This window comes from Pseudomonas migulae NBRC 103157, assembly GCF_002091715.1.
In the GTDB taxonomy this organism is placed as follows: domain Bacteria; phylum Pseudomonadota; class Gammaproteobacteria; order Pseudomonadales; family Pseudomonadaceae; genus Aquipseudomonas; species Aquipseudomonas migulae_A.
In genome coordinates this window covers 26,899-45,677 of the sequence record NZ_BDAG01000004.1, presented here as the reverse complement: position 1 = coordinate 45,677, position 18,779 = coordinate 26,899, and the positions used below count along the sequence as shown (strand labels likewise).

The window sequence follows — 18,779 nt, the reverse complement described above, 5'->3', positions numbered from 1 at the left end:
TAAACCCCTGAATTCAGACTATTTTTGCGCGACCTTCAGGCCAGCCCCGCGAACGCTTCCGCGAGGCGGCCAGCTAAGGATCACACGCCGTTTTTAACTGCGTTGATCAGGTCCTGGCTCAGCACCTGTTCTGGCGCCACTTGCACGCTTTGGGTGTAGAACGGCGGCAGGCTCTGGGCCAGTGTCGACAACGCTTGCGGGGTGGTGTTGCCCGGCAGCAACACGTATTGCAGGTTGGACGGATAGCTCTGCGGCACGGGGCCTTCCATGGTCGAGCCGTAGGCGCCGAAGGTCATCACGGCCTGTGGCGTTGTTGGGTCGGGGGCGTAGAGGAAGACGAAGGTGCCGTATTTCGGATGCGTCAGGTATTGCGCGGCTTCGGCGCGTACGGCCGGGTCGGGGTCGTTCATCAGGGTCCAGCGCATGACCGCATAGCCGCGTGTGGTTTCCATGAACGCGGTACGAATCGGCGACTGGTTCTCGGCGCCGCCCAGACACACCAGCAAATTACCGAACGGATCGATCAGCGCTACCGAGTTGAACACTGGGGTTTTCGGATTGGGTTGCGCAGTTTTCAGCAGCGGCGGGGCCAGTTCTGCGCCAGGGTCGCGCGGGTTGGCCGATTGCACGGTCAGCGCAAACGGGCTGAGTGCCGTGAGTGCCTGGCGCACTTTGCTGTTGGCCGGCAGGGTAGCCGGGTTTTTTAATTGATCCGGCGACAGACCGCTGTTGTTGCTGGCCTCGCGCACCGTATTCACGCTGGCGGAGAAGATCGAACTGCAGAGGAAGTACGCTGCCGAGTCGATTGTCTGGTTGGCAAACACCGGGCTGTTCGAGCCCTGATAGGCGCGGCTGACCGGCGCTGCAATGGCGTAATAGCCCCAGGTGTCCTGCGCCTTTTGGCGGATCTGCGGTGGCAGCGACGGAAAGGTGAACTGGCTGTTGTAGTTGATGCCCGCGTAATCATCGATCGCACTGACGGCGACGTTGAACCCTGCGGTCAGCAGCGAACCGGCGCACATGGCGCACGGGTCCAGCGTGGTGACGACAGTCAGTTGGCTGGGCGGTGGCAGGTTCAGTGGTGCAACGTTTTCGTAGTACCAATCCACCAACTGTCGCTCGCCGTGGGCGGTCGGGTCGTGGGGTAGAAAGTAGGGGGTGCCACTGCCGGGGAAAGGCATCAGCACGTTGTTGTGCATTGCGGCGATGACCTCGCCCGTTGCGTTGTTGATGATGGCGCCGCCCACCGCGAAGGTTTGCTGCAGTGCAGCGACAATGGCTTCGTTGGCGACGGTATCGACGGCTTCCTGCGCACTGTTCAATGTGCTCATTTTTTCCCAGCTCCTTGCTGTCCCTGACGTCAGAGAATTCTGACGCTTGGCAAAGATAGTCGAGGATTTCCAGGTTGTTTATGTTCTTTTGATTTAATGCTTATGCACAACGGGGGGTTCGATGCACGCGGTTAAGATCGAAAATGTGGATCCATTCTCATTTTCTCGCAAATGCCTGTTTTTCCGGTTTTTTATTCGGGTGTACGAAAATTGAACAGATTGGTTTCAGCCCTGAAACAGGCGTAGATATTGGATCCACGATATTTCATCAACAGAGTTATCCACAGGCTGTGGCTGTTTTAGGTGCGTTCCGCCAGCAACAGGAAGTTACGCGGCGTGAGTGGGGTTTCACAGAAGGTACCGAGTCGAACGGTGTAACCCTGCTCGGTGAGGAAAAGTGCTCGATCAAGGTTCAGCCAAAGCTCCAACGGGCGTCGGAAAAGTCCGCGCAGCAGCTCCAGATTGCGAACCTCTGCCAGTCTTTGCCAGCCGGCGGCTTCGAGCGCTGGCCAATCCTGCGAGCCGATTGTGGATAACTCTTTAAGTGCGGCCAAATGATGGCAGTAATCGGCGAAGGATCTGTCCAGCCAAGCGCTGGGCAGTGAAGGTGTGGGCAGGTATTCATCAACGCCGCGCAGTTGCCGTTGCAGCAGATCGAACGCCAGGCGTCGGGCCATGGACGTGTCGCGCTGACGTCGGACGCGGGCACCGGCGGTGACGGTTTCGCTCATCGGGAGTGAGAGATCATCGAGTGACAGCTGTAGGTCGGAGCGCAAACCGACAGCGGAAACTGGCTGGTACGCAGGCAGGCTGATCCTGTTATAGCAACACGGCGCAACAGCCATCTGTTTGCACCCGGCGGCGCTGGCGAGCTGGATCAGTCGCACATGCAGATCGCCACAGGCGTGCAGCGCGACAGGCGTGTGATCGGCGTTCAACAAAGAGGCGGCGCCAGGCGCGAGTACATCCTGCTCGACATGCAGCGCATGCAATTGATGACGCTGGCTGAGCACCTGGCCACTGAGTACCAATGCGGGGTCGTGCTCAAGACAAGTGAGCAATTGACCGGGTTGCAGCAACCGTCGTCCCAAGTGGCCTTTGCCAGAGCACCAATCCAGCCAATGCCTGGAGGGCACAGCAAACGACAACCGACTGGCAAACGCCTCGATCTGCTGCCACTTGCGCCCCGGCACATCGACGTTCAAGCGATGCCCGGCCGATTCGAGTGCATGGGCCGGCAACTCACCAACCGAACCCAGCTCAAGGGATAACGCCGCCAATGAAGCAAACGGCTCCGGCGCATCCAGCAAGCTAGGTTGGTTATGACTGTTTTCCGCCTCTTCCAGCGACCGCCCGCGTAGCCATAAAGCCAGCTCCGGGTAGGACGCTTCCCAAGGAAGCTGCAGATGAGTAAACGGTCGAGGCTTCCAAAGTGCCTGATGCTCGATCAGAAAAGCATCCAGCGCCATGAAGCGGGCGAGCAGGTCCTCGCCCGTCAACACGCGGGAATCAACGCCCTTGGCAGGCATCGACGCGCAACCAGCGCTCCAGCAGCTTGAAGCCGCGAACCAGCACGTAAGCCATCAGCAGGTAGAACATGCCCGCGGCGAAGAAGATCTCCACCGGCAGATACGTCCGGGCAATGATGGTGCGGGCCATGCCGGTCAGTTCCAGCAGGGTCACCGTACTGGCCAGCGCGCTGGCCTTGAGCATCAGGATTACTTCGTTGCTGTACGCCGGCAGGCCGATGCGTGCCGCTCGCGGCAGGATGATGTAGAACAGCGCTTTCGCCCGGGACATGCCCAGCGCCCGCGCCGCTTCGATCTCGCCCGGTGGAATCGCCTGGATCGCACCGCGCAGGATCTCGGCGATGTAGGCCGCGGTGTGCAAGGTCATGGTCGCGGTGGCACACCAGAACGGATCGCGCAGGTACGGCCACATCGAGCTGTTACGGACCGCATCGAACTGCGCGAGGCCGTAGTAGACCAGGAACAGCTGAACCAGCAACGGCGTGCCACGGAAAAAGAAGATGTAGCCGTAGGGGAATGCGCGCACCCACCACAGGCGCGACGAGCGAGCGATGCCCAGCGGAATCGCCAGCAACAGACCGGCAATGACGGCGATGGCCACCAGTTCCAGGGTCAGCGTTGCGCCTTGGGCCAGTTTCGGCAGCCACTTGATGATGACTTCCCAGTTCATTGGGTGCTCCTCGCGAAGCCGCGAGCGGCGCGTTTTTCCATGAAGTGCATGCCCGTCATGGCCAGAATCGTCAGGCCCAGGTACATGAACGCAGCCACCATATAGAAGGTGAACGGTTGCTTGGACACGGTCACGCCGATTTGCGCGTGACGCATGATTTCTTCCAGGCCGATCACCGACACCAGCGCGGTGTCTTTCATCAGGATCATGAACAGGTTGCCCAGGCCGGGCAGGGCGATGCGCCACATCTGCGGCATGATCAGCTTGGTGAAAATGCGAAACTTCGAAAGACCCAGTGCCACCCCGGCTTCACGGTGACCTTTCGGAATCGCCAGAATCGCACCACGAAACACTTCCGTAGCGTAGGCGCCAAAGCACAGGCCCAGCGCAATCACGCCGGCGGCGAAGGCATTGAGTTCGAGGTCGGGGTTGCCGAAAAACTCGCCCAAGGCACGCATCAGGTTGACCGTGCCGAAGTAGATCAACAGCACCCAGAGCAATTCCGGGATGCCGCGAACCAGTGTCGAATAAGTGCCGCCAAGCCATTGCAGCGGCTTGTACGGGGAAGTCTTGGCCAAGGCGCCGAGCAAACCGAGCACCAGCCCCAGACACAGGGCCGAGAGTGCCAGTTTCACAGTCATCAGCGCGCCAGCGGCGAGCGCCGGGCCGAATCCGTAGAGGTCGATAATCATGGATTTCTTTTCAAATCGCGGCAGGCAGGGCCGGGGACCGGCGCCGTCAGAAAACGGCGCCGGTCCGGCAGGTCAGTATCAATAGATGCTGAACGGGAAGTACTTGTCGTTGATCTTCTTGTAGGTGCCGTCAGCAACGATTTCTTTCAGTGCGACGTTCAGCTTCTCGCGGATCGGGTCGTTCTTGCGAACGGCGATACCGATCTTGTCGCTTTCTTCCACCGGGTCGCCTTTGAATTCGTAAGGCTTGCCGGCGTCGCTTTTCAGCCACTCGTAGTTGACGTATTTGTCCGCCAGGATGCCGTCCAGACGACCGGAGGTCAGGTCGAGGTAAGCGTTTTCCTGTGTGTCATAAAGCTTGGTTTCAACGTCAGGCATGTTGTCTTCAAGCCAGGTGCCGGCCAGTGTCGCGCGTTGGGCGCCGATCACTTTGCCTTTCAACGCGTCCTTGTCGGTTTTGAAGTCGACGTCTTTCTTGGCGATGAATTGCAGCTTGTTCGAGTAGTACGGGTCGGTGAAGTCGACGGCTTGCTTGCGCTCGTCGGTGATCGACATCGAGGAGATCAGGAAGTCGAACTTCTTGGCGTTCAGGGCCGGGATGATGCCGTCCCAGTCGGAGGTGACCACGGTGCATTCGACTTTCATCTTGGCGCACAGGGCGTCGCCGATTTCCTTGTCGAAGCCGACGACATTGCCACTGGCATCTTTGTTGTTGAACGGCGGGTAGGCCGCTTCGATGCCCATCTTCAGGGTTTCGGCCATGGCCCCGGCGCTGAAGGCCAGGGTGACGGCGGCTGCCAGGAAGACCTTTTTGTAGTTCTGCATGCGGGTAGCTCCGTTAGCGGTTGCTGGACATGAATTGTTTGCAGCGCGCCGAAAGCGGGTTTTCGAACACCTGCTGTGGCGATCCTTGCTCTTCTACCAGGCCCTGGTGGAGGAACACCACTTCGCTGGACACCTGACGGGCGAACCCCATTTCGTGGGTGACCAGCAGCATGGTGCGGCCTTCTTCGGCCAGTGCGCGGATGACATTAAGTACTTCCTGGACCATTTCCGGGTCAAGGGCGGAGGTGGGTTCGTCGAACAGGATCACCTTGGGTTGCATCGCCAGCGTGCGGGCAATCGCCGCGCGTTGTTGCTGGCCGCCAGACAGTTGCGCCGGGTACGCATGACGCTTGTCGGCGATGCCGACCTTGGCCAGCAAGGCTTCGGCGACTTCGATGGCTTCGGCCTTGCTCTGGCCGAGCACGCGACGCGGCGCTTCGATGATGTTGTCGAGCACACTCATGTGCGGCCACAGATTAAAGTTTTGAAACACAAAACCAATTTCGCTGCGCAGACGATTGATCTGCTTGCCGTCGGCCGCAACCAGTTCGCCGTTCTTGGCGGCTTTGAGCTTGAGTTCTTCGCCGGCCACCAGGATCTGGCCCTGATGTGGGTTTTCCAGCAGGTTGATGCAACGCAGGAATGTGGACTTGCCGGAACCGGAGGAGCCCAGGATCGAGATCACATCGCCGTCGCGGGCGGTCAGCGAGATGCCTTTGAGCACCTCAAGCTGTCCGTAGCGTTTGTGCAAGTTGCGGATTTCAAGCGCGGGCGTGGCCTCAGCCATGTGCGTTCCTCATATATGTTGCGCTCCTGCTGTTGGCGGGCCTTCCTGGCGAGGCGGCCAACCTAACATAGCGTCTGAATGGCAGCCAACAGCGCTACGGGCGGTAAACGGGTGGCATGTGGCAGGTTGTCGCATCGGTACAGCAGACTGTCGCGCTGCTATCAACCGAACAGCCGTTTGAACCCGATGGGGGTGCGGCTGTCCCGTAAAAAAGGGCGCGATGTTGCCAGCTTTGGCGGGGTGTTGGAAGCGCTAACCAGCCAAACGTTCCTGATCCGCACTTTTATTGTGCATTGAGCATTTGTTGGGTGTGTTTCCGGTGCGCAGATTCGTTCTTCAAGTGAGTCGCAGGGTAACGCTCTGGCGAAGTGCCATTATTTTCAATGACTTGCGATGACTGTCCGGTCTGAGTGAGATCGCCGGGTTAGGGGGTGTTGAAACATTTTGGCGCAATTATTGCGTGCAGATTCCGGAACGCCCCGTTTGTTTCTTTTTACAGAAGAGAGTTCGCGACGGGATGCACGCATTCGCTTTTCCTTATAAAGGTAGTTTCAATGAGCAATACCCAAAGCTCTAACGGCCTCGAACAGGGGCTCAAACCGCGTCATGTGACCATGCTGTCGATCGCCGGGGTTATCGGCGCCGGCCTGTTCGTTGGCTCGGGCCACGCAATCGCCGCCGCAGGCCCCGCCGTGCTGTTGGCCTACGCCGCCGCCGGTATGCTGGTGGTGCTGGTGATGCGCATGCTGGGTGAAATGGCGGTTGCCTCGCCAGACACCGGCTCCTTCTCGACATACGCCGATCGCGCGATCGGTCACTGGGCCGGTTTTACCATCGGCTGGTTGTACTGGTGGTTCTGGGTGCTGGTGATCCCGCTGGAGGCCAACGCCGCCGCAACCATCCTGCATGCCTGGTTCCCTGGCGTGGACATCTGGGCTTTCGCGCTGGTCATCACGATGCTGCTGACCGTCACCAACCTGTTCAGCGTGAAGAACTACGGCGAGTTCGAGTTCTGGTTCGCCCTGCTTAAAGTCGTGGCGATTATCGGCTTCATTATTCTCGGCGTTCTGGCGATCTTCGGTTTCCTGCCGAACAGTCAGGTCAGCGGTGTTTCGCACCTGTTCGACACTCAGGGCTTCCTGCCAAACGGCATGGGCGCCGTGTTGGGTGCCATCCTGACCACGATGTTTTCTTTCATGGGCACCGAGATCGTGACCATCGCGGCCGCGGAATCGAAAAACCCTGGCAAGCAAATCTCCAAGGCCACCAACTCGGTGATCTGGCGGATCGGTTTGTTCTACCTCGTTTCGATCTTCATCGTCGTGGCCCTGGTGCCGTGGAACGACCCGGTACTGGCCAGCCTCGGTTCCTACCAGACCGTGCTTGAGCGCATGGGCATTCCGAACGCCAAGATGATCGTCGACATCGTGGTGCTGGTCGCCGTGACCAGTTGCCTGAACTCGGCGCTGTACACCTCGTCGCGCATGATGTTTTCCCTGGGCAAACGCGGTGATGCGCCAGCCGTGTCCACGCGCACCAACCAGAGCGGCACGCCTTACTGGGCGGTGATGTTGTCCACGGGCGCAGCGTTCCTGGCAACATTCGCCAACTACGTGGCGCCGACTGCGGTGTTCGAATTCTTGCTGGCCAGCTCCGGCGCCATCGCGTTGCTGGTGTACCTGGTGATCGCGATCTCGCAACTGCGCATGCGCAAACAGCGTGTGGCCCGCGGTGAAAAAATTGCCTTCAGCATGTGGCTGTTCCCGGGCCTGACCTACGCGGTGATCGTCTTCATCGTCGCGGCCCTGACCATCATGTTGTTCCAGGACGCCCACCGCGTGGAAATCCTCGCGACCGGTTTCCTGAGCCTGTGTGTGGTGGCTGCCGGGTTGTTCGTGGCGCGCCGTCGTCGCAATGAGCAGCTGATTGGCGCAGTGGCCCGCTAGGTTCTACGTCCACTGTCGATGTACCGAAAACGACCGCCATCAGAAATGATCGCGGTCGTTTTTACTTTCATTCAGGGTTTTTATCGGTCGGCTCTTTGATGGACACGATGATGTCGAGATAGTAGCCTTCTCGCCGAATGTGTATCTCGCTGTTGCGGGATGCGATGGAGTTTCAGGACATGGATTGTTCGACGCCCCCAGCCTTTCCTGGCTAAAGCAACTCGACCCTTTCTCGCCTGCTCCCTCATCTGATGCGTGTCACAGATGCATTTACGTGCGCGTGCCGTTTGCGCGGCAGTCACGAGCCAACGCTGCATGGAGCTAGCCCGGCCATTCAGCCAACCCATTGGGGCATCAAGGAGAGACAGGCATGGCGTTTACATCGGTTGTGTTCAAAAACCCTAACACCGGAGCCATGAAGGAAGCCCCGATCGGCTTCTCGTGGACCGTGTTTTTCTTTGGCTTCCTGCCGCCGCTGTTCCGTGGTGACATCAAGTGGGCAGCGATCATGTTCATCATCGCCTGCTTCACGTTCGGCCTCAGCAACTTCGTGTTCATGTTCATCTACAACAAACTGTACGTGCGCGACCTGATCGGCGCCGGCTTCAAGGCTCAGTCCATCGCCAGCGGCGATCTGAGCTACGCCAGCGCCAAGGTCGGGATGGAAATCCCGCGTCTGGATGCTGTCGCTGCCTGATTGTTGTTTTCAGGTTTGCAAAAAAAACGGCCGCTGTCAGTGATGACAGGCGGCCGTTTCTGTTTCTGAGGGCCTTTATTCGCCCTTTTCTTCCTGCGCATCCGGCGACTGGCGATAGCTGTCCAGCGCATCACCAAAGTCGGTGATGAATTGCGGGTCGGTCAGCCATGCCTGGGCGGTTTCGCGATCCATGCCGTCGGCCCACATGCGGTAGTCGATCAGCATGTCGGCGGCCAGGTGAGTGGCGGCCATACCTTCGTCGTCGGCGTTTTCCATGTCCAGCAGTTCTGGATGGTCAATGATGATAAAGGCGAGGTTCGTCAGCAGCACGGAGAGCATTTCACTGCGGCCGACAGCTTCGGCGTCGCGCATCTTGCTGAACATCGCCAGGGTGTATTCCGGGATCGGCTCGCCGATTTCACCCAGATCGTCATCCAGCGCGACGGGTTTCCTGCCGTGGATGTTGATCTGTTTGGCTTTGATCTTGGCGCGTTTGGCGCGTTTCTGTTGCTTGTTCAGGGATGCCATGGGAACTCAGTTCGGTTTCTGTTGGGTTTGGGCTGCGATGATGTCGGAAGCCGCTACATAGTCGGCCTGGAAGGCCGGGGATTCGATCCACGCCAGGGCGCCCGCTTCGTCGACTTCGGTGGACCATTGGCGATACTCGATCAGGGCGGCGAGGATGAAATCCATCGCGCCTTCTTCACCTTCCTGCTCGTACACCAGTTCCAGCAATGGGTCTTCGAGGAACGCGACGCACATGGCTTGCTGACTGGTTTTTTCAGCGTCGATCATTTTCTTGAACAGTTCGGTGAGGTCCACCGATTCAAAGTCGATGCGATCGTCGTTCGGATCCAGCTCGACCGGCGCGGCAGCCCGTTGCGTGCGGTTCTGCTTGGCCTTGGCTTTGGCGCGGGTGGCGCGTTTTTGCTGCTTGTTGGCGGAGGCCATGGGTTTTGATCCGTCGTGCGTTAAAAGGACTCGCTGCGCGGTACTGTCCGCCCGGGGGTATCGGGGGCCAATTCGCCGTTTTGCAGCCAGGACAATGCAATGGGCCATAGTGTGGCTTGGTATGCGCTACGAAAAAAGGCGAAATGTCCGACTTCTGCTTCGCCGATGTCTTCGGGGGCGATTCGCAGGTGGGTGTTCGTACCGCCGCTGAAGTAGCCGAGCAGGCGTTCGATGGCTGCGATAGTGCCGTAAGGGTCGTCGGTAATGCTGATGGCGAGGGTTTTGGCGGTCATCGTCGCGAAGGGCAGTTCACCGGCCTTGGCGGCGATGACTCGACCGCTGGGGCGCGTTTCGTATCGGCCGGTGGGCGTGGCCCAGTCGCGAACCACGCCGGCAGGCGTGTCTTCCAGCCAGCCAAGGCGCTTTCCGGGAAAGTATCCGCAGATCATCGTGATCAGCGGCATCACCACATGCCATTTGCCAAACATCCGCCAGCGATGAGCCGGCGCATAGTCACGCCAGTAAGCGAATTGCGCACCGACGGTCACCAGACGCCGGATCAGATGTCCTGAGGCTCCCAGGCCCGCTGCACAGCCTCCAAAGCTGTGGCCGACGACATCGATTGGCTGGCCGGGGAATTCACGCTGAGCGCGCTTGAGCATTGCCTCGAAATCCAGCGCCCCCCAGTCGGACCATGAGGCGGCGAGATTTTTTAGTGACGCAGGGCGTGATTCGCCGATGCCGCGGTAATCGTAGGTGATGACGTCGAAGCCGTTGGCGAACAGGTAATCGGCGAAGCGCGAATAGTGACGGCAGCGAACCGAGGTGGCGGCGTTGATGATGACAATCGGGCGTGCGATGTCCGGAGCGGCGTGCCGCCAAGTGAAACCGCCGAGGATGAAACCGTCTGCGGCGGGCTCCCTGAACGGTTCGCCAGAAACGGAGGCTGGCAGCGGCAACTCGATTTGAGTGGGGGCCAGTGACATGTCCTGCAAATTCATCGGCTTCAGACCTTTGCGGGTAGCTGCCAACGATAGTCTTCGTGCGGCGGGTGGACAATCCATCTGTGTTCACAGGGGGATCTGATCGAGCAGTCGCTCCTCGATTGCCGCCTGCTCTCTGTCCAGTTCGGCGCAGAGTTCGTCTTTGCCGCGCTTCAGATCGAAGATGACGAAGCAATTGAGTACGTTTCGGTGTCACCATCGACGCGCAGTAGTCTGCGGTAGTGGGTCCAACTTGATTCGTGACGCAGTGCGTCACGAATTGCCGGAAGGAAAGCCCGATCGGGTTTGCGGGATCGCTCCGACGGCAAGTCGTGCTTGAGGAATATAACGTGTAGTCCTTTTCGTAGTGAGCCCAAGTACCAATCAATCTAAAACCCGGGCGTTCGAGAGGAAATCTAAAAGGCATGACGAATGGGTTCCACGGAGCCCGGGAGGCGTGATCATGAAGTGCGTGCATTCCCTTGCGTTGCCCATCGCCGCGGTGGGCATGTTGATGTTCCCGGTGATGTCGTCTGCCGCCAGTCTTGAACCAATCGACAGCGCTGGCGTGCAAGTTCAACCACAGGAGCAAAACGGAATTACTTATCTGTCCGGCGGTATCGGCGTGGATGAGTCGAAGGCCATCCAGCAAACGGCTGGCTATAACTTGCACATGACGTTTTCGGTCGGGGCGGAGAATAAATACATTCCCGACGTCGACGTGGTCATTCAGAAAGCCCAAGGGCAAACCGTGTTGACGCTGAACGAGGCTGGCCCGCTGGTTTATGTTCAGCTACCGCCCGGCAAGTACACCGTGGTTGCTACGCGACATGGAGAAGTGCGGCGTGATAGTGCCGAGATAGGAAGTGGCCCTGCGCGTAATCTGGTCTTTCACTGGGCCGGTGAAAGCTAGCAGTTGGCCGGAGTTGACCGGCCGATGCCTTTGTTCCAGCGAATGGGCGGCAGAAAATCATCTGTCCGCCCATTGCGTGGTTTTAGGCTTGAGCGGTCTGGCCTCTCAGGATCTGCTGCTTACGCTGTTCTTCCGGCAGATCGTTGATGCAGTAATTGATGTAGTACAGGCTGAACACGAACGTGTAGAAGGCGTTCATTCGCAGGTCGATCTTGTGCTCGTTGAGGGCATATTCCGTGAGTGCCTTTTTGGCCTTGAATGCCCATACGATGTACAGCACGCCACCGGCGAGGCTGAGAACGATGGACGTAAAATCCAGAGCCACGTTCCCCAGGTTGGCGAGTGCGCCACTTAAGCCGGCACATACAGCGATCCAGATGATGTAAACGTCATCTACCAATCGGACTTTGGTGGTGTCGCTGATGATTTTGTTGTTTTTGTATAGCCACAAAATAAGATAGATCCCGGCAGTGGCGAAGGAGAGCAGCACCAGGTTCCAGGTCTTCGTGTTGATCTTGTCTTTTAGTTCGTTGATTGTTGACATAACTTTTCCATGTCCTTTGGCTTAAGGGGATGTGTAGCGCTGGTGTTTACTGCGGGGGGGGGAGGCATTCCTTGCGTTGTTACCTGTCCTTTTGGGTGCGTATTCCAACTGCGCCGTGGGGCAGTGGATTGCATTGAAATCGACCGGACGGGTTTCCGTTGTGTCGGTCGAGTTTGTGGCACAACGCTACTATAGAGCCTTGCTGAAGGCGAGTGTTGTTTTTGGATCGTCGATCCGGTGCTTCCACTGCCGCGTGCCGGACTTCGCTAAATCGCAGGCATAAAAAAACCCTGAATCTTGCGATTCAGGGTTTTCGGTATTTGGTGCCAGAGACGGAATCGAACTTTCGGCTTAACTTATTGTATTTAGTTAATATTTTTTGGTTTGTAAACTGGATCTACTCACAAATCTACTCACTTTTCTCAATGGTGCCCCCTTTTTCCGCGCTATTTGGGTGACGCTTACAGGCGGTCACTCAGATCTTTGCCATCGGATGAACGGACTGATTATCTTGTTACTCCTTTGCTTTTTGCAGTCGTGCCAAGATAGCGATTGAGCGCGGCCCCTTGTGGACCTTTGCCGCGCCCCCTTGAGCTACCATCTGCTGTGCCGTGTAGTCGTTGATGATGCGTTCCCATCGCTCGCAAATGGCAACCTCTCCGGCGTAGTCATTGGCTTTGCGGCTCAAGATTGCGGCGCGCTCGAAGTAGTAGGGAGCGGCACAAAGACGCCTACCGCTTGGCTGGTCCAAATAGTTCGATTCTTCGCCATCGCAGCAGCGCAACATCATGGCAAGGTCTTGTTTATGAGTTATAGCGAAGGCAAACGTGGGCTTCCCATCTACAACGGCCAGAGCGCTTTTCCCGAGCGCTATCTTCTCTGATGAAATGCTCAGGCTTTCTATCCACTGAGGCTTGTTCCAGGCGTAGTCGCTGCGGGAGCAAAGGGCAAGCATGGCTCCGATTCCGCCATGCTTTTCAATGAATATCGAGTTGGCGTGGCCCCCTGATCCTGTCTTGGCGGCCACCTCACCCAGCATGACCAACTGATGATCTATGGGGGCGTCAGATTCGTAGATGTTTCTGAACTCAATTAGGAAATTCAGGTAGTCATTGAACGCATGGTCGAGCTGTCCGATGTCAGACCATGTGAATTGACTGGATATGGTGCCGTCATCGTTAAGGGAGATGATAGAGCCGGCGGGTAAGTGGTTTTCACGTTTCAGGCTGTTTAGTCGGTGATAGGTATCGTCATCGTGATAGCACTGAGTGCCAACCAGCATCAAGTTGTCGTAGGTGTTGGTGATCACTGGGACCGGGACGAAGCAGCAGCGGACTTTGCTGAATGGGTGATTACTCGGTGTCTGCTCGGCACTTGGAGCTGATGGCTCTAGTGGTAGCGCAGGGTCTGGCCTGCGGAATAGAGCTTTGACGCTATCCAATAGAGACATAGCCTCTCCTGGGCTCCGCGGTTATCTGCCGAAACCCATCACATGGTTGGTCTGGGGTATCCGCCCTACGTTTTGATGGTTTTCAAAATGTGGTGCGTGTCGGCATGAGGTGGCGTACGCCATGACCGTGTGGCGGCGTGGTATTGACCCGCCTCTTTCATGGGGTTGGTTTTTTCAGTTGTCGTTCTGACGGAGCCGTGGGGGATTCTGCAGCACGGGCCTCGTCGACTTTCTGCTGGTTCCAGGTCAGCACCTCTGACTTAACCCAAGCTACGGCCCGGCCGCCTAGCGGAACCTGACGCGGGAATAAACCATTCTTCACCATGTCGTAAATTTTTGTGGTGCCGAGGCCAGTCAGTGCTCTGACTTCTGGCAGACGAATAAACTCGATAGGCTCTCGGTGTGGCGTAATGTCCATGACATGCTCCATGGATTAACCGTTGGGTGATCACCGACTTTTGAGATCAGTGCAAAGTAATCAAGTCATCAATTCGGAGCACGAGATTGAGCTACCCGCTCCTGCCCCCACTGCAAAACCTCGGCCTTTACCCACGCCACGGCAGAATCCCCAATCTTCACTTGCTTGGGGAATTTCCCGCTGACCGCCATGCGGTAGATGGTGGCGGTGCTGAGGCCTGTGAGCTTTTTTACCTCAGGTAGACGAATGAACTCGATCGGTTGTTTATCTTGGGGGTTACTCATCGGTTTCTCCTCGTACCACTGGCGCTTCACAAAAGATCATCTCCCGTCGTCAAAGCCTTCAGTTGCCCGGGTTCGGATCAGACATCCATTTAGCGATTGCTGACTGACGCCAGGCTACCGAGTTGGGACCTATCCTGACCTGTTTTGGGAAGGTGCCTTCCCGGATGCGACGATAAACCGTGTTGCGGCCAAGTCCGGTGGTGTGAAGCACCTCGTCGAGGCGCAGGAAACGATCAATGCTCTCTGTCATCTCCTGATATCTCTCAGTGTTGGCGGTGTCTGCCGCGGTCTACCGACCTTCGGCGCCTTGTTCTCGCCGTCCCGGCAGGCGCGCAGGAACTCCCGAACATCCGCCTTGAGCCAGCAGTGTCTGGTGCCCATTCTGAAACTCTTTGGTAACCAGTCCACGCCTCGGCGCATTCCCTCTCTGACCGACGCCTCAGTTCGGCCAAGCATCGTTGCCAGGTCGGAAACAAACAACACTTCGCAGTCATCGTCCATACGCGCCCCCTGCTGACGTTGGTTCAAGCAGTGCCTTGTGACTTGAGTCTGGCCAACCCCTGATTGATATGTCCGGCGTTTTCGCCGATCGCGTTCAACGCAGTCCGAATATTGTCGCCGGCTTCGTCTTGCCCCTGGCTTTCGACTAACAGGGTCGGCTCCATCAGCGCTGCCTCCAAGGCAAGTTGGTTGTGATACATGCGCTCAAGGACATCAGGGAGAGAGTATTCAGAGGAGGGCATCGCTTCGACTCCATTCGAGAAAACGAAAGCGTAGCACTGCCTCAAAAGACGGCGCAGTCATTCGCTCAGCGGCTGAATGAGATCCCCCTGGCGAGTAACAGCGCATGCTACGAGATGTTGTAATCGCTTGTGCAAGCGAGCTCAACCTCAACCTTGGCCGCCGGGGTGTCGGAGTCGCCGCGGTAGCGCGTCGGGCGCCTGATATACAGATCACCTGATTCTTTGGCTGCCTGCTCGATCAACTGAGCGGCAAGGACCAAATTGCCGCGCTCCTCGGCTTCCTCAACCATTCGACCGAGTGCGCGCAGGCGATAGGATCGGTTGGCAACGGGGATCTCAATCATCGCCTCGCGGAATCCTGCCCGAGTGTCCTCGAACATCGTCACCCAACGCTTGGCCAGGCCTTTGCTGCAACGCTTGGTCGGGTCGTGCGCTTCGACCTGCTGGCGCGATACCACAACGTCAAAGCTCTGTTTCACCGCGGTTGCGACTTGGGTGGGGGAATCGAAGCAGGCGAGCGCCTGTACGATGAAAGCTTTGATTTCGTTGTTGAGCGCGGCCATGGGCTTGGATCTGTCTAGGGTCTGTCAAGAATGTGTCGTATGGTTGCGCGGAAATCGGGCCAGGGCAATTGAATAAGTGACGCGAATGCGCACGAAACCATGATATTTCACTGTTTAAACTTACTATCGCAGGGTTTTTACCTGTCAGCACATCGGAGATACACTCAAACCTGAGCACATCTCCCGGAGAGCCCATGTCCATTATCGATTGCCCGTACCTTGATGAAATCAAGGTGGTCGTGCCACCAGAACTGGCGCTGCTGATCGTGCGCAAGGCTGCAAAGCTCGCCGCTGACTTCGAAGAGCAAGCCCTGGACCAGTTGACCAGTGACGCACTCCGCGAGCTGCGACGTGGCACTGACGCCCGAGTGATCTATCGCCAGTTGATCTTCTGAAAAAAGGTTAAGTTTTGTTAAGTCCGGCGCCTGTTTGAATCTCAGGTTTTGTCAGGTTCTGCTGCGAGCGAAACACAAGTTTCCACAAGTAAATCGGCCTGACAGATGTACTCAGTTTTGAGTACATCTCAGGTCATTCATGGGGTTCGGTTTTCGCATATCGGGTTTCATTCATGGGGTGTTTCGCAGATGGGGGTCATTCGGAGCCGTTCGGGCATTTAGGCGCTCATTCATGGGGTTTGTTTTCGCAGCGAATGAAACCGTGGAAACCACTTTGGAAACCACCTAAAAATACGCCGCCCGGTACTTGACGGGAGGCTTCCATGGGGTTGATTTCCCAAACTGCATTCGATGCTTTGTCGGCTCCGAATAATGCCCCCAGGTTCGCATTGGCGGGTGCGAACCAGAAGTGCGAACTAGCGGTGCGAACCATGACATTTGATAACGGGCTGAGCACTCTTCGTGCCTTGTTCATGGTGCGTGACGGTCCCGCGTGACGACTGCGTTAAAACACCCCGATAGGCACTTGACGCGGGTCATTCATGGGGTCGTGTTTCCCCAAATGGGTTTGATGGTTTTGTGACCAGCGAAAAGTGGCAACCAATGGTGGCAACCGCACCTGGCAACTGTCATGGGTATCCGCCCCGGAATGCCCTCAAACCGTGGATACCAGAGTGGATACCATCTTGCGGTACCGGCAGCGAGACAGACGATATCGTCTCAGTGGGATCATATGATCTATCTCAAGGCATGAAAAAACCGCCCGTAGGCGGCTTTAGTTCGCTTTACCTACCGACCGTAATCAACATATGGGCCGAGGTAGAAACCTTGCATATCCCCATTGATTCGATAGATGGCTTCCCTTCCAGATTTGATGTTGGCTGCGACGGTTTTGATTGCAGCGCCAGCACATAGCCCTGATTCGGCGAGCCCGGTGCCGAGATTCACATCTCCAGTGGGCAGATTGAAAGACGCCTTTTGGCCTGGTCCGATCTTAGCTGCGCGCTGTCCATCGATGTACAGAATGATGTCGCAACCTGATCCAACAAAACCATCATCCCTGAAAACCGTGAGGCCTCCCGAGTCTTTCGAGGCTGGGCCTTTGAAACCATAAATCTCATCGGAGGGAACCGGCTTCGCCTCGGAAACCGGCATTGGTGACGTTGCGCATCCGCCCAAAGCCAGTACGACTAGTCCAGCCGCGATAATCCTTTGCATGGCTTTTCTCTCCTGGAAAAGAGCGAATGTATCACTCGCCTCGACCTATTGCAGGCCTTACCTCATGTCGGAATAGCCTCTGCCCAGGTGCCGATTGCCACAACGCTGGAGCCGACCAACATCGTTCCGTAAACAACCGGGACAGGCAGACCTTGCTGTGTGGAGTTGAACGCACCATTGAAGAGATAGCTCGGCTTGTTTTCGGTGACGCCCTGTTCTTGCTGGCTGGGCGACTTGGGTACCGGAGACAGCATTTGCATGACGCCGCCGAGAGCCAATGAAATGCCCATGCCAATTAATGGTGGGCCGAATGGTGTTGCCGACAGGAATGCGCCGACAACGATCAGTGCGACACCTAAAACTGTCTGAAACAGGCCGCCGTTCTTGCTGCCAGCGATGACCGGGACGATGCGAATCTCTGTCGTCCCGCTCATGGTGAATCTGTCTTCGCCGACGTTCTCACGGTTGCGAAAAATAGCGTATCGCATACCGCGGCGGGCCTGATCGCGGATAAATTCCTCGAAACCTTCCACAGTATTTTTCAGCGCACTCATCAGTTCGCGGGTTGTTCCGCTTTCAAGGAGATAGTCCCGCTTGCGAAAGAACTGCATAGCCAGCGAGCCGGAGAGTTTTACAGTAGTCATGGTGGGACGGACGATATCGCTCATTGGAGGACCTCTAAATCGGCATTGGTAGTCGCGTTCATAATTTACTCCGTGGTGCCTTGGGCGCTATTTGTCGTGGCGGTCACGCCCAGGCGGATGGCGAGAAGGGATCGCGACATACGTGCCTGATCGAGTTGCAGTTGCTCGCGCTTGGGATCGTAGTTCCATATCCGGTCGTAGACTCCTTGATAAGCACGGGCGCCTCGGAACGTACCGCGGAGCAGATCGGCCGAGACGCGCGCTTCCTCCTCGGTAATGAAGGGGCCGTCGATGGTAACTTTCACGCCGTCGCGGACGTGCCTGACATCCCACGCCAAGTATCCTGACTCTGGGCCTTTGGCCATGTGATGTGATTGAAAGTGAGTTGTCTTGCACGCCTCGGCGAAGCGTTTCTCATGGGTTGGCGGCGTGCCCGCCGCGTTTCTGTCCTGTTCTGTCATGTATGCCTCTGTTGCGCCGCTGGCGCTGGTCATGGGCTGATGCCCGGTGCTGTTGCTCAGGCCGCGCCACGTTTTCGTTACTTGGGAGACGTGTCGCGTAGGTGTCATTGGTGCGCCGCCATAGCTGTGTTGTCGTAGCTGGCGCGCAGGTCGGCGCCAACACTGCAATGGCGGCCGGTGGGCGCGTAGCAGGAGCGGCAAACCATGATGTGGCTCAGATATTGGTCGCGGGCCTGGCGCCACTCTGGCGTGGCTGTGGCGGCATTTGCGTGCGGTCCGGTGATGAACTTACCCGGGCGCTCGACGTGAGAGGCCAGCACCAGGCGCGGGCCAGGCCGACTATCCACTTTTGGCGAGTCGGTATCGGGAATGGCTGGCGGCATGTGATCGAGCAGGCCGGAGAGGAGGCTCATTGCGCCACCTCGCCACGATTGCTCCATTGCCCATATGTGTCTGTAGAAAAAAAACGGGGGAACGGGGGAACAGTGGGAACAGCCAATGTTTCCGGGGCTTTCAGAGGGGGATTCTGTACCCCACGTTTTTTTGTGGGGAACAGTGATAACCGAACGTCAGGAGAGGCGAGCACGGCTATATTCAAAAACATGTTTGTGTTCCCCCTGTTCCCCATACATTCAATAGGGGGGAACGGCTACAGGCCACGGTTTTACTAGCTGTTCCCCCGTTCCCCCTGTTCCCCACAAATGTAGGTTCCTGTGAACTCGGGCCATCGCGCTT

Annotated in this window: 25 protein-coding genes; 4 read left to right on the top strand and 21 right to left on the bottom strand. The window is 57.3% G+C overall.

All coding sequences use genetic code 11. From position 1 onward, the window contains the following. Positions 1 to 80: 80 nt before the first annotated feature. The 6 genes from PMI01S_RS04860 to PMI01S_RS04835 form a co-directional block, all read right to left on the bottom strand. On the bottom strand, positions 81 to 1,331 hold the full coding sequence (locus tag PMI01S_RS04860) for a nucleoside deaminase (RefSeq protein WP_084318236.1): 1,251 nt from the start codon (positions 1,329 to 1,331) through the stop codon (positions 81 to 83). Between the two features lie 299 nt (positions 1,332 to 1,630). Further along, positions 1,631 to 2,860: a methyltransferase gene (locus PMI01S_RS04855; protein ID WP_084318235.1), complete on the bottom strand. Its 1,230-nt coding sequence runs from the start codon at positions 2,858 to 2,860 to the stop codon at positions 1,631 to 1,633. Beyond that, complete coding sequence (locus PMI01S_RS04850) at positions 2,841 to 3,530, bottom strand: ABC transporter permease (protein ID WP_008024975.1); 690 nt, start codon at positions 3,528 to 3,530, stop codon at positions 2,841 to 2,843. The genes PMI01S_RS04855 and PMI01S_RS04850 overlap by 20 nt, the downstream gene beginning before the upstream one ends. Then, positions 3,527 to 4,222: an ABC transporter permease gene (locus PMI01S_RS04845; RefSeq protein ID WP_008024973.1), complete on the bottom strand. Its 696-nt coding sequence runs from the start codon at positions 4,220 to 4,222 to the stop codon at positions 3,527 to 3,529. The genes PMI01S_RS04850 and PMI01S_RS04845 overlap by 4 nt, the downstream gene beginning before the upstream one ends. Positions 4,223 to 4,300: 78 nt before the next feature. Further along, on the bottom strand, positions 4,301 to 5,047 hold the full coding sequence (locus tag PMI01S_RS04840) for an ABC transporter substrate-binding protein (protein ID WP_084318234.1): 747 nt from the start codon (positions 5,045 to 5,047) through the stop codon (positions 4,301 to 4,303). Between the two features lie 13 nt (positions 5,048 to 5,060). Further along, positions 5,061 to 5,834: an ABC transporter ATP-binding protein gene (locus PMI01S_RS04835; RefSeq protein WP_007897462.1), complete on the bottom strand. Its 774-nt coding sequence runs from the start codon at positions 5,832 to 5,834 to the stop codon at positions 5,061 to 5,063. Between the two features lie 554 nt (positions 5,835 to 6,388). Between PMI01S_RS04835 and gabP the strand changes: the two genes are divergently transcribed. Further along, positions 6,389 to 7,780: a GABA permease gene (gabP, locus tag PMI01S_RS04830; RefSeq protein WP_084318233.1), complete on the top strand. Its 1,392-nt coding sequence runs from the start codon at positions 6,389 to 6,391 to the stop codon at positions 7,778 to 7,780. A 370-nt stretch (positions 7,781 to 8,150) separates the two neighbouring features. Beyond that, complete coding sequence (locus PMI01S_RS04825) at positions 8,151 to 8,477, top strand: hypothetical protein (protein WP_084318232.1); 327 nt, start codon at positions 8,151 to 8,153, stop codon at positions 8,475 to 8,477. 75 nt (positions 8,478 to 8,552) lie between these two features. Here the strand turns inward: PMI01S_RS04825 and PMI01S_RS04820 are convergent, their stop codons facing one another. The 3 genes from PMI01S_RS04820 to PMI01S_RS04810 are packed head-to-tail and all read right to left on the bottom strand — an operon-like array spanning position 8,553 to position 10,429. Further along, entirely contained in the window at positions 8,553 to 9,005 is a 453-nt protein-coding gene (locus tag PMI01S_RS04820; protein ID WP_084318231.1) for a hypothetical protein, read from the bottom strand. Positions 9,006 to 9,011: 6 nt separating this feature from the next. Next, complete coding sequence (locus PMI01S_RS04815; RefSeq protein ID WP_084318230.1) at positions 9,012 to 9,428, bottom strand: hypothetical protein; 417 nt, start codon at positions 9,426 to 9,428, stop codon at positions 9,012 to 9,014. Between the two features lie 20 nt (positions 9,429 to 9,448). Beyond that, a complete protein-coding gene (locus PMI01S_RS04810) occupies positions 9,449 to 10,429 on the bottom strand; it encodes an alpha/beta hydrolase family protein (RefSeq protein ID WP_084318229.1) in 981 nt (326 codons plus the stop codon). A gap of 445 nt (positions 10,430 to 10,874) precedes the next feature. Between PMI01S_RS04810 and PMI01S_RS04805 the strand changes: the two genes are divergently transcribed. Continuing rightward, positions 10,875 to 11,324 carry a hypothetical protein gene (locus PMI01S_RS04805; protein ID WP_084318228.1) on the top strand — a complete coding sequence of 150 codons (450 nt, stop codon included), beginning with the start codon at positions 10,875 to 10,877 and terminating at the stop codon, positions 11,322 to 11,324. 82 nt (positions 11,325 to 11,406) lie between these two features. Here PMI01S_RS04805 and PMI01S_RS04800 read toward each other — a convergent pair whose 3' ends face one another. The 7 genes from PMI01S_RS04800 to PMI01S_RS04765 form a co-directional block, all read right to left on the bottom strand. Continuing rightward, on the bottom strand, positions 11,407 to 11,868 hold the full coding sequence (locus PMI01S_RS04800) for a DUF4234 domain-containing protein (RefSeq protein WP_084318227.1): 462 nt from the start codon (positions 11,866 to 11,868) through the stop codon (positions 11,407 to 11,409). A gap of 514 nt (positions 11,869 to 12,382) precedes the next feature. Next, positions 12,383 to 13,318, bottom strand: coding sequence for a hypothetical protein (locus PMI01S_RS04795; RefSeq protein ID WP_084318226.1), 936 nt, complete (start codon positions 13,316 to 13,318; stop codon positions 12,383 to 12,385). A 157-nt stretch (positions 13,319 to 13,475) separates the two neighbouring features. Then, complete coding sequence (locus PMI01S_RS04790) at positions 13,476 to 13,736, bottom strand: helix-turn-helix transcriptional regulator (RefSeq protein WP_084318225.1); 261 nt, start codon at positions 13,734 to 13,736, stop codon at positions 13,476 to 13,478. Positions 13,737 to 13,804: 68 nt separating this feature from the next. Beyond that, positions 13,805 to 14,020 (bottom strand): helix-turn-helix transcriptional regulator, encoded by a 216-nt coding sequence (locus tag PMI01S_RS04785; RefSeq protein WP_084318224.1) that lies wholly within the window; start codon positions 14,018 to 14,020, stop codon positions 13,805 to 13,807. A 58-nt stretch (positions 14,021 to 14,078) separates the two neighbouring features. Then, a complete protein-coding gene (locus PMI01S_RS04780; RefSeq protein WP_084318223.1) occupies positions 14,079 to 14,270 on the bottom strand; it encodes a helix-turn-helix transcriptional regulator in 192 nt (63 codons plus the stop codon). Positions 14,271 to 14,544: 274 nt separating this feature from the next. After that, positions 14,545 to 14,763 carry a hypothetical protein gene (locus PMI01S_RS04770; protein ID WP_084318221.1) on the bottom strand — a complete coding sequence of 73 codons (219 nt, stop codon included), beginning with the start codon at positions 14,761 to 14,763 and terminating at the stop codon, positions 14,545 to 14,547. Between the two features lie 107 nt (positions 14,764 to 14,870). Next, positions 14,871 to 15,326, bottom strand: a complete 456-nt coding sequence (locus tag PMI01S_RS04765) for a DUF2280 domain-containing protein (protein WP_084318220.1) — start codon at positions 15,324 to 15,326, stop codon at positions 14,871 to 14,873. 194 nt (positions 15,327 to 15,520) lie between these two features. On the opposite strand from PMI01S_RS04765, the gene PMI01S_RS04760 reads away from it, so the two are divergent. Continuing rightward, positions 15,521 to 15,721 carry a hypothetical protein gene (locus PMI01S_RS04760; protein WP_084318219.1) on the top strand — a complete coding sequence of 67 codons (201 nt, stop codon included), beginning with the start codon at positions 15,521 to 15,523 and terminating at the stop codon, positions 15,719 to 15,721. A gap of 226 nt (positions 15,722 to 15,947) precedes the next feature. On the opposite strand, the gene PMI01S_RS30890 is transcribed toward PMI01S_RS04760, so the two are convergent. From PMI01S_RS30890 to PMI01S_RS04740, 5 genes are all read right to left on the bottom strand, one after another. Continuing rightward, positions 15,948 to 16,196: a hypothetical protein gene (locus tag PMI01S_RS30890; protein ID WP_139272944.1), complete on the bottom strand. Its 249-nt coding sequence runs from the start codon at positions 16,194 to 16,196 to the stop codon at positions 15,948 to 15,950. A 314-nt stretch (positions 16,197 to 16,510) separates the two neighbouring features. Next, positions 16,511 to 16,939 carry a hypothetical protein gene (locus PMI01S_RS04755; protein WP_084318218.1) on the bottom strand — a complete coding sequence of 143 codons (429 nt, stop codon included), beginning with the start codon at positions 16,937 to 16,939 and terminating at the stop codon, positions 16,511 to 16,513. A 62-nt stretch (positions 16,940 to 17,001) separates the two neighbouring features. Further along, complete coding sequence (locus PMI01S_RS04750; RefSeq protein ID WP_084318217.1) at positions 17,002 to 17,607, bottom strand: tail assembly protein; 606 nt, start codon at positions 17,605 to 17,607, stop codon at positions 17,002 to 17,004. Between the two features lie 41 nt (positions 17,608 to 17,648). After that, positions 17,649 to 18,077: a hypothetical protein gene (locus PMI01S_RS04745; RefSeq protein WP_235864389.1), complete on the bottom strand. Its 429-nt coding sequence runs from the start codon at positions 18,075 to 18,077 to the stop codon at positions 17,649 to 17,651. Positions 18,078 to 18,148: 71 nt separating this feature from the next. Then, positions 18,149 to 18,457, bottom strand: coding sequence for a hypothetical protein (locus PMI01S_RS04740; protein ID WP_084318216.1), 309 nt, complete (start codon positions 18,455 to 18,457; stop codon positions 18,149 to 18,151). Between the last annotated feature and the right edge of the window lie 322 nt (positions 18,458 to 18,779).

Coding starts and splice junctions, on each gene's coding strand:
- PMI01S_RS04860 (WP_084318236.1), bottom strand. CDS start 1,331: ATGAGCACATTGAACAGTGCGCAGGAAGCCGTCGATACCGTCGCCAAC.
- PMI01S_RS04855 (WP_084318235.1), bottom strand. CDS start 2,860: ATGCCTGCCAAGGGCGTTGATTCCCGCGTGTTGACGGGCGAGGACCTG.
- PMI01S_RS04850 (WP_008024975.1), bottom strand. CDS start 3,530: ATGAACTGGGAAGTCATCATCAAGTGGCTGCCGAAACTGGCCCAAGGC.
- PMI01S_RS04845 (WP_008024973.1), bottom strand. CDS start 4,222: ATGATTATCGACCTCTACGGATTCGGCCCGGCGCTCGCCGCTGGCGCG.
- PMI01S_RS04840 (WP_084318234.1), bottom strand. CDS start 5,047: ATGCAGAACTACAAAAAGGTCTTCCTGGCAGCCGCCGTCACCCTGGCC.
- PMI01S_RS04835 (WP_007897462.1), bottom strand. CDS start 5,834: ATGGCTGAGGCCACGCCCGCGCTTGAAATCCGCAACTTGCACAAACGC.
- gabP (WP_084318233.1), top strand. CDS start 6,389: ATGAGCAATACCCAAAGCTCTAACGGCCTCGAACAGGGGCTCAAACCG.
- PMI01S_RS04825 (WP_084318232.1), top strand. CDS start 8,151: ATGGCGTTTACATCGGTTGTGTTCAAAAACCCTAACACCGGAGCCATG.
- PMI01S_RS04820 (WP_084318231.1), bottom strand. CDS start 9,005: ATGGCATCCCTGAACAAGCAACAGAAACGCGCCAAACGCGCCAAGATC.
- PMI01S_RS04815 (WP_084318230.1), bottom strand. CDS start 9,428: ATGGCCTCCGCCAACAAGCAGCAAAAACGCGCCACCCGCGCCAAAGCC.
- PMI01S_RS04810 (WP_084318229.1), bottom strand. CDS start 10,429: ATGAATTTGCAGGACATGTCACTGGCCCCCACTCAAATCGAGTTGCCG.
- PMI01S_RS04805 (WP_084318228.1), top strand. CDS start 10,875: ATGAAGTGCGTGCATTCCCTTGCGTTGCCCATCGCCGCGGTGGGCATG.
- PMI01S_RS04800 (WP_084318227.1), bottom strand. CDS start 11,868: ATGTCAACAATCAACGAACTAAAAGACAAGATCAACACGAAGACCTGG.
- PMI01S_RS04795 (WP_084318226.1), bottom strand. CDS start 13,318: ATGTCTCTATTGGATAGCGTCAAAGCTCTATTCCGCAGGCCAGACCCT.
- PMI01S_RS04790 (WP_084318225.1), bottom strand. CDS start 13,736: ATGGACATTACGCCACACCGAGAGCCTATCGAGTTTATTCGTCTGCCA.
- PMI01S_RS04785 (WP_084318224.1), bottom strand. CDS start 14,020: ATGAGTAACCCCCAAGATAAACAACCGATCGAGTTCATTCGTCTACCT.
- PMI01S_RS04780 (WP_084318223.1), bottom strand. CDS start 14,270: ATGACAGAGAGCATTGATCGTTTCCTGCGCCTCGACGAGGTGCTTCAC.
- PMI01S_RS04770 (WP_084318221.1), bottom strand. CDS start 14,763: ATGCCCTCCTCTGAATACTCTCTCCCTGATGTCCTTGAGCGCATGTAT.
- PMI01S_RS04765 (WP_084318220.1), bottom strand. CDS start 15,326: ATGGCCGCGCTCAACAACGAAATCAAAGCTTTCATCGTACAGGCGCTC.
- PMI01S_RS04760 (WP_084318219.1), top strand. CDS start 15,521: ATGTCCATTATCGATTGCCCGTACCTTGATGAAATCAAGGTGGTCGTG.
- PMI01S_RS30890 (WP_139272944.1), bottom strand. CDS start 16,196: ATGAACAAGGCACGAAGAGTGCTCAGCCCGTTATCAAATGTCATGGTT.
- PMI01S_RS04755 (WP_084318218.1), bottom strand. CDS start 16,939: ATGCAAAGGATTATCGCGGCTGGACTAGTCGTACTGGCTTTGGGCGGA.
- PMI01S_RS04750 (WP_084318217.1), bottom strand. CDS start 17,607: ATGAGCGATATCGTCCGTCCCACCATGACTACTGTAAAACTCTCCGGC.
- PMI01S_RS04745 (WP_235864389.1), bottom strand. CDS start 18,077: ATGACCAGCGCCAGCGGCGCAACAGAGGCATACATGACAGAACAGGAC.
- PMI01S_RS04740 (WP_084318216.1), bottom strand. CDS start 18,457: ATGAGCCTCCTCTCCGGCCTGCTCGATCACATGCCGCCAGCCATTCCC.